Here is a 6000-nt window from a genome sequence, read left to right as displayed (position 1 = left end):
TCGGCGCGGTGGGGTCGAACCCGATATAGAACTTCACACTCCCGCCGGCCAGCGCTTCTCGGAGCGCGTCGCGGTCCGTCGAGTCGGCGATGAGACCTCGCCACTCGAGGTCGTCGAGGAGTGTGGGATCGATGGACACGTGGTGCCTTTCAGATCGTTCTCAGGTGGTGTTTTCGGGGCCCGGAGCGGGCTGTCCCGGAAGCAAGGGTAGTAGGCGACACCCCCTAGAGTTGACCTGGCGAACGTGGACGAGATTTGAGGGGACTGGGTGATCGCAGGGAGGTACCGGCTCGAGAGGGAGCTCGGCCGGGGAGCAATGGGAGCCGTCTGGCTCGCCACCGACGAGGTCCTGGGGCGCTCGGTTGCGCTCAAGCAGCTGATCTCACTCGACGGCGTGTCTGATGCCGCGGTCGAACGCGAAGCACAGCTCGCCGCACGCCTGGTCCACCCGAACGTGGTCGCCGTCTTCGATCTGGTGCGCGACGACGACAAGCCGTGGCTGGTGATGGAGTACGTCGAGGGGAAGACCCTCGCCCACATGGTGCGCGACGACGGCCCGATGTCCGTCGAGGACGCTGCGAGGCTGACCGGTCAAGTCGCCTCCGCGCTGCGTTCCGCGCACGCCGCCGGCATCGTCCATCGCGACGTGAAGCCTGCCAACATCGTGGTCGGCCGCGCCGACCGCGCCAAGCTGACCGACTTCGGGATCGCGCGTGGCGTCGACTCCCAGACCACTCAGACCGGACAGGTCACCGGCTCGCCTGCGTACCTGGCTCCGGAGATCGCCACCGGCGGGCGGGCGACGCCGGCCAGCGACATGTGGTCGCTCGGGGCCACGCTCTTCCAGGCGCTGACGGGCGAGCCTCCCTATGGGATCGGTGACAACGCGCTCGCGACGCTCTATCGGGTCGTTCACGAGGACCCGCCGCGTACGCCGCTGGCCGGTCGGCTCGCGCCGCTGCTCGAGCACACGATGGCCTACGACCCCGCCGAGCGGTGGTCGGCCGAGGACGTCGTCGACTTCCTCGCGGGGCGGCTCCCGGACGAGAAGCTGGAGCCGGTCGCGCTGCGTACGCAGACGCTCGCCGCGGTTGCGAAGCCGTCGACCGCAGCGCCCTCGGGCCAGGCACAGTCGACCAGCGCACCGGCGCGGCGTCGATGGTTGCCGGTCGTGGTCGCCGCCGTCGCCGCGGCGCTGGTGCTGCTGATCGGTGGGGCCCTGTGGGCCAACCGGGGCGACGACCCGAAGGCCGACCCGGCGCCGACCGCCTCTGGATCGCCGTTGTCGGAGCCGAACGAAGAGCCGGCCGAGGACGAGCAGCCGGAGGAGTCCGCTGAGGAATCCTCCGAGGAGCCCACGCCCAGCGAGACGACCAGCCCCTCCCCCAGCGAGAGCCCCTCGGCGAGCGAGACCGCCGGCGCGACCGCCGAGGGCGTCGACGCCTTCATCCGCAGCTATCTCGACTCCGCGCCCGCGAACCCCGACGGCACCTTCAGCTCGATGCTGACCCCGGCGTTCCAGGCCAGCAGCGGCGGCATCGAGGGCTATCGCGCCTGGTGGGGCGGCGTCGCGAGCACCAGCGTGGTCTCGGTCTCCCCCAGCGTCGACCCGCTCAAGGTGACCTACACCTACAGGTACACGATGAAGGATGGCCGCCAGGACGGCGGCACCGTGACGTTGGGACTCGTCTACGCCGACGGGAAGTACCTCATCAACAGCGAGGGTTGAGGCGGGTCCTGAGCTGATAGGAACCCGGCCAGACGGTGATGTCCGTTTCCGGCCAGCGTGCTGCGATGCCGCTACCTACAGTCGGTCGTCATGAGTACTGACATCGCCGCTGAGGCTCCCGCTGTCGCGCCGTTGCGCGGCTCAGTCGTCTGGTTCATGGCGCTTGCGGCGGCGTTGGGGACCTCGACGATCTACCCGCTACAGCCCGCGATAGCCGACGTTGCACACTCGTTCGACTCCTCGATCACAGCTGTCGGCATGGCCCTGGCCTTCGGGCCTGTGGGCTACATGTCGGGGCTGGGCCTGTTGGTTCCGCTGGTCGACCGCTGGTCTCCGAGGCGCGTGCTCGGGATCCAGTTCGGGGTCCTGTCGCTGGCACTGGCCCTGACCGCTGTGATCAGCAACCTCCTGGTGCTGGGGTTGCTGATCGGTGTTGCCGGAGCCTGCTCGGTTGTGGGAGCCGGCCTGAGCTCGGTGGCCGGCCGGCTCGCGCCCACACACCGGCGCGGCACCGTGCTGGGTATCGTCACCGCCGGGATCTCGGTCGGCATCCTGGCAGGTCGGATCGTCGGCGGCTGGCTTGCTGAAGAGATCGGCTGGCGCAACATGGTCCTGGTCTTCGCGGCCGCCTGCGCGATCGTCGCGGTCTGTTCGGTGTTGGCCCTCCCGGCCGTGCGGGGAACGTCCACACGTGGGTACCTCGCGACGCTTCGGTCATTGCCGGGACTGCTCTTGCGCGACACCGTGCTCCGGCTCGCAGGGGCCCGCGGCGCCCTGTGGTTCTTCGCGTTCTGCGCCGTATGGGCAGGTCTCGCAGTAGCCCTGTCGGAGCCACCGTACGCCTATTCCGCTGCGCAGATCGGACTCTTCGCGCTGGCCGGGCTGTCCGGCATCCTGGCTGCTCAGGCCGCCGGCGCCTGGACGGATCGGGTGGGAGCCAGGCGGGTGATCCTGGTGGGTCTGACCGTCGCCGGGGCTTCGGCTACGGCCCTGACTTTCGCGCTGTCGAGCACCATCGCGACGCTGGCATGCCTTGCCCTGTTCGATGCCGGACTCTTCGCCGCTCAGGTGGCCAATCAGAGCACCGTGTTGGCCATCGACCCCGCTGCCCCTGCGCGCTACAACAGCACGTACATGCTGGTCTACTTCGTCGGTGGGAGTCTCGGGACCGCGTTCGGCTCGGCCGCGGTCGAACTGGTCGGCTGGTCCGCGACCGTCGTCGTCACCGCGGCGGCCATCGCGGTCGCCGCGCTGATCACGCTGTCCACCGGAGGCGCCTCGGCCGGGGCCGGCGACGAGCTCACGCAGCAAAAAGGTCAGGCCGGGGTCTGAAAGACGAGGCCATCGGTTGCCGCCTGGGCCTGTTCCTCAGGTCACGAGGCCGCTGCGGTAGGCATGGATCACCGCTTGGACGCGGTCCCGCAGGTCGAGCTTGGTCAGAATGCGCGACACGTACGTCTTGACGGTCTCCTGGCTGATCACCAGCGTTGCGGCGATCTCGCTGTTGGACAGGCCGTTGGCGATCAGGCGCAGCACCTCGAGCTCTCGCGGTGTCAGCGCGGTGTCGGCGGCCGCGCTCTCGGCGGGGCGGATCCGGGCGGCGTACTTGCCGACGAGCTTCCGCGTCACCTCGGGTGCCAGCAGCGCCGCCCCGGTCGCGACCGTGCGGATGCCATGCAGCAGCTGCGGCGTCGGTGCGTCCTTGAGCAGGAACCCGCTGGCGCCGGCGCGCAGCGCCTCGTAGACGTACTCGTCGAGATTGAACGTCGTCACCACAAGCACCTTGACGGGGTGCGCCACCCCGGCGCCGGCTATCAGGCGGGTCGCCTCGATCCCGTCGAGCACCGGCATCCGGACGTCCATCACCACGACGTCCGGGTTCAGTCGTCGAGCGAGGTCGACGGCGGCCCGCCCGTCCCCGCACTCGCCCACCATCTCGAGGTCGGGCTGGGCGTCGATGATCGTCGCGAACCCGGTGCGGATCAACGCTTGGTCGTCGCAGACCAGGACCCGGATCGGCGCACTCATGCCGGCCTCCCGGTGGGGATGCGCGCGTGGACGACGAATCCGCCGTCGGCCCCGCGGCCTGCGGCGAACTCGCCACCGAGGGCGTCCACCCGTGCCCGCAACCCGGCGAGGCCCCGGCCGCTACCGCCGTGCGAGCGCGGGCGGGTGCCGCTGGGGGCCTGCTCAGGCCCGGTCCCGGCAGTGCGGATCTCCACGGTGATCTCCCGTTCGTCATAGCGTATGCCGACCGCTGTCGGGCTGCCGTGTGCGTGCTTGAGCGCGTTCGTCAGAGCCTCCTGCACCACTCGGTGGGCGACCAGCTCCGCGCTCCCGGCGGATTCGGACGGCGTGCCCTCCTCCGTGAGCTCCACCGGCTGCCCGGCCTGACGCGTCTGCTCGACGAGCGTGCGTACGTCCCGGATTGACGGCGCCCGGGTCGCGCCGTCGTGTCCTGGGTCGAGCAGGTCCAGCAGGTTCCGGAGGTCGCCGATCGCCCGCCGGCCCGTGTCGGTGACGGCATCGAGCGTCTCGTCGAGCCGGTCGGGAGCGCCGGTCAGGTACTTGGCAGCCTCCGTCTGCACGACCATCGCTGTCACGTGGTGCGTCACGACGTCGTGCAGCTCGCGGGCGATCCGGGTGCGTTCTGCGGTGCGGGTCTCCTCGGCGACCCGAAGGCGCCGTTCGTTCTCGGCGGCCCGGGTGGAGCGTAGCCAGGAGCCGACGGCCCACACGAGGGCCAGCACCAGGTAGAACGTCAGGTACCCGACCGCCCGCTCGGCCCCGCCGAGCAGGTCGAGCGCGAGCGCCAGCAGCACGTAGGCACCCGTGAGGAGGATCGCGATCGTGCGGCGACGGTGTTCCAGGTAGGCACCCGCGCTCAGCAGCGCGATCACGAGCCCGGCGCCGGACAACGTGTGGTAGCCCCGGAGCTGGTCGAGGACGAAGCCGAGCGACACCAGGACGAGGCAGGCGGCCGGCCACCGCCGGCGAAGGGCGAGCGGGAAGGACTGGAGGACGATCGCGACGACGGCCAGCGCGTCGAAGGGACGGGTCGGCAGCGCGCCGACCTCCGTCCCCAGCCCGTGGTACGCCGGCACGAACGATGCGACCGCCAGCGGCAGTGCGAGCGGCAGATCCCGGACCGTGACGTCGAGCTGACGCCACCGGTCCAGGACCCGACGGAGTTCGGTCACCGGGAGAGCGTATCGGCCAGGTCCGTCCGGGCCGAGCGGCGCACGGGGACCACGTGACCACGTCGGTAGGCCAGCCACATGAAGACGCCGGTGGCCAGTACGCCGAGCACCACTGCGTAGATGCTGCCCTCCGGCCCGAAGCTGCCGCCCGTGACCAGGGTGGGACCTGACATCGTCGCGTCCAGCAGACCCTGTGCGGTGTTGCTGCCGGACACCTCCGTGCTGAAGATGGCACTTCCGGCGATGTTCCAGCCGAGGTGCAGACCGATCGGCACCCACAGCTTGCGGGTGGCGATGTATGCCGCGGTCAGCATCCCGCCTGCCTCGATGGCGATGGCGACGGCACCCCACAGGGTGGCGTTCGGGTTGAGCAGGTGGATCAGGCCGAACAGCGAGCCGGTCAGTACGAGCGCGATCCAGGTCCCGGTCCAGAGCTCGATGTTCCGGAACAGGACACCTCGGAAGACCAGCTCCTCGGTCACTGCGGCACCAGCCATGATCCCCAGCAGGGCGACAGCGCTCGCCGGCGAGCCCAAGCCGTTGATCGTGTAGTCACCGAAGAAGGCGATGCTCGCGATGACTGCCCCGAACAGCGCGATGCCGAGCAACGTGCCCCAGCCGACCCCTGCACCTGCCCCCTCCAGCGCCACCTCGACGGGAGCCCGGTGCTCGGTCCGCCGCACCACCCAGCCGTAGACCAGGACCCCGACGACGGCCGTCAGTAGGCCGGCGACGAGCGCAGCCCAGGGGTTGTCCTTCATCGCATCAGTGCCCAGGGTGCCGAGGATCCAGACCGCCGAAACTGCTAAGAGCTGCCATACCAGACGCACGAGGACTCCTCTGTGAGAAGCCGCGGCGGGAGCGCCGCGGACTACCTCGACGATATGGATCCGGCCGTCCCGGAATCATCACCGCACGGTGGACACTCGCAGGTAGCTCGTACGGGGGACAGACAGAATGCCCTGCGCAGGCCAGTGATCGCGCTGCTAGATCGCTTAGACCGACCGATCCTGGTTCCGGATCGGATGACCTGTGCGCAACAACTGACGTCCCCCCGCTAGGCTCTGGGCG

General features: G+C 69.8%; 6 protein-coding genes (1 of these 6 cut by a window edge). 2 read left to right on the top strand and 4 right to left on the bottom strand.

Annotation, left to right across the window (positions count from 1 at the left end):
- Positions 1–139, bottom strand: partial view of a tyrosine--tRNA ligase gene (gene tyrS / locus H5T77_RS00565; protein WP_292643893.1) — the 5' end (the start) only. The gene continues 1133 nt to the left of window position 1, outside the view; 139 of the gene's 1272 nt are visible here — the first part of the coding sequence; it begins with the start codon at positions 137–139; its stop codon lies beyond the left edge, outside the window.
- 129 nt (positions 140–268) lie between these two features.
- Here tyrS and H5T77_RS00560 point away from each other — a divergent pair, with 129 nt between their 5' ends.
- Both H5T77_RS00560 and H5T77_RS00555 read left to right on the top strand, forming a co-directional pair.
- On the top strand, positions 269–1729 hold the full coding sequence (locus H5T77_RS00560) for a serine/threonine-protein kinase (protein ID WP_292643891.1): 1461 nt from the start codon (positions 269–271) through the stop codon (positions 1727–1729).
- A gap of 90 nt (positions 1730–1819) precedes the next feature.
- Entirely contained in the window at positions 1820–3061 is a 1242-nt protein-coding gene (locus H5T77_RS00555) for an MFS transporter (RefSeq protein WP_292643889.1), read from the top strand.
- Between the two features lie 36 nt (positions 3062–3097).
- Here H5T77_RS00555 and H5T77_RS00550 read toward each other — a convergent pair whose 3' ends face one another.
- Genes H5T77_RS00550 through H5T77_RS00540 form a run of 3 tightly spaced genes read right to left on the bottom strand, consistent with a single transcriptional unit; the run spans position 3098 to position 5759 of the window.
- Entirely contained in the window at positions 3098–3757 is a 660-nt protein-coding gene (locus H5T77_RS00550; RefSeq protein WP_292643887.1) for a response regulator, read from the bottom strand.
- Positions 3754–4929 (bottom strand): sensor histidine kinase, encoded by a 1176-nt coding sequence (locus H5T77_RS00545; RefSeq protein WP_292643886.1) that lies wholly within the window; start codon positions 4927–4929, stop codon positions 3754–3756. The genes H5T77_RS00550 and H5T77_RS00545 overlap by 4 nt, the downstream gene beginning before the upstream one ends.
- Positions 4926–5759 carry a CPBP family intramembrane glutamic endopeptidase gene (locus H5T77_RS00540; protein WP_292643884.1) on the bottom strand — a complete coding sequence of 278 codons (834 nt, stop codon included), beginning with the start codon at positions 5757–5759 and terminating at the stop codon, positions 4926–4928. Before H5T77_RS00540 ends, H5T77_RS00545 begins: the two co-directional genes overlap by 4 nt.
- Positions 5760–6000 lie beyond the last annotated feature (241 nt).

It is taken from the genome of Nocardioides sp., from assembly GCF_014360585.1.
GTDB lineage: Bacteria > Actinomycetota > Actinomycetes > Propionibacteriales > Nocardioidaceae > Nocardioides.
The sequence above is the reverse complement of the archived record's forward strand: the minus strand, read 5'-3'. Positions and strand labels throughout refer to the sequence as shown.

Bases quoted from the DNA above. Each gene is read 5' to 3' on its own strand.
- H5T77_RS00555 (WP_292643889.1), top strand. From the start codon at position 1,820: ATGAGTACTGACATCGCCGCTGAGGCTCCCGCTGTCGCGCCGTTGCGC.
- H5T77_RS00550 (WP_292643887.1), bottom strand. From the start codon at position 3,757: ATGAGTGCGCCGATCCGGGTCCTGGTCTGCGACGACCAAGCGTTGATC.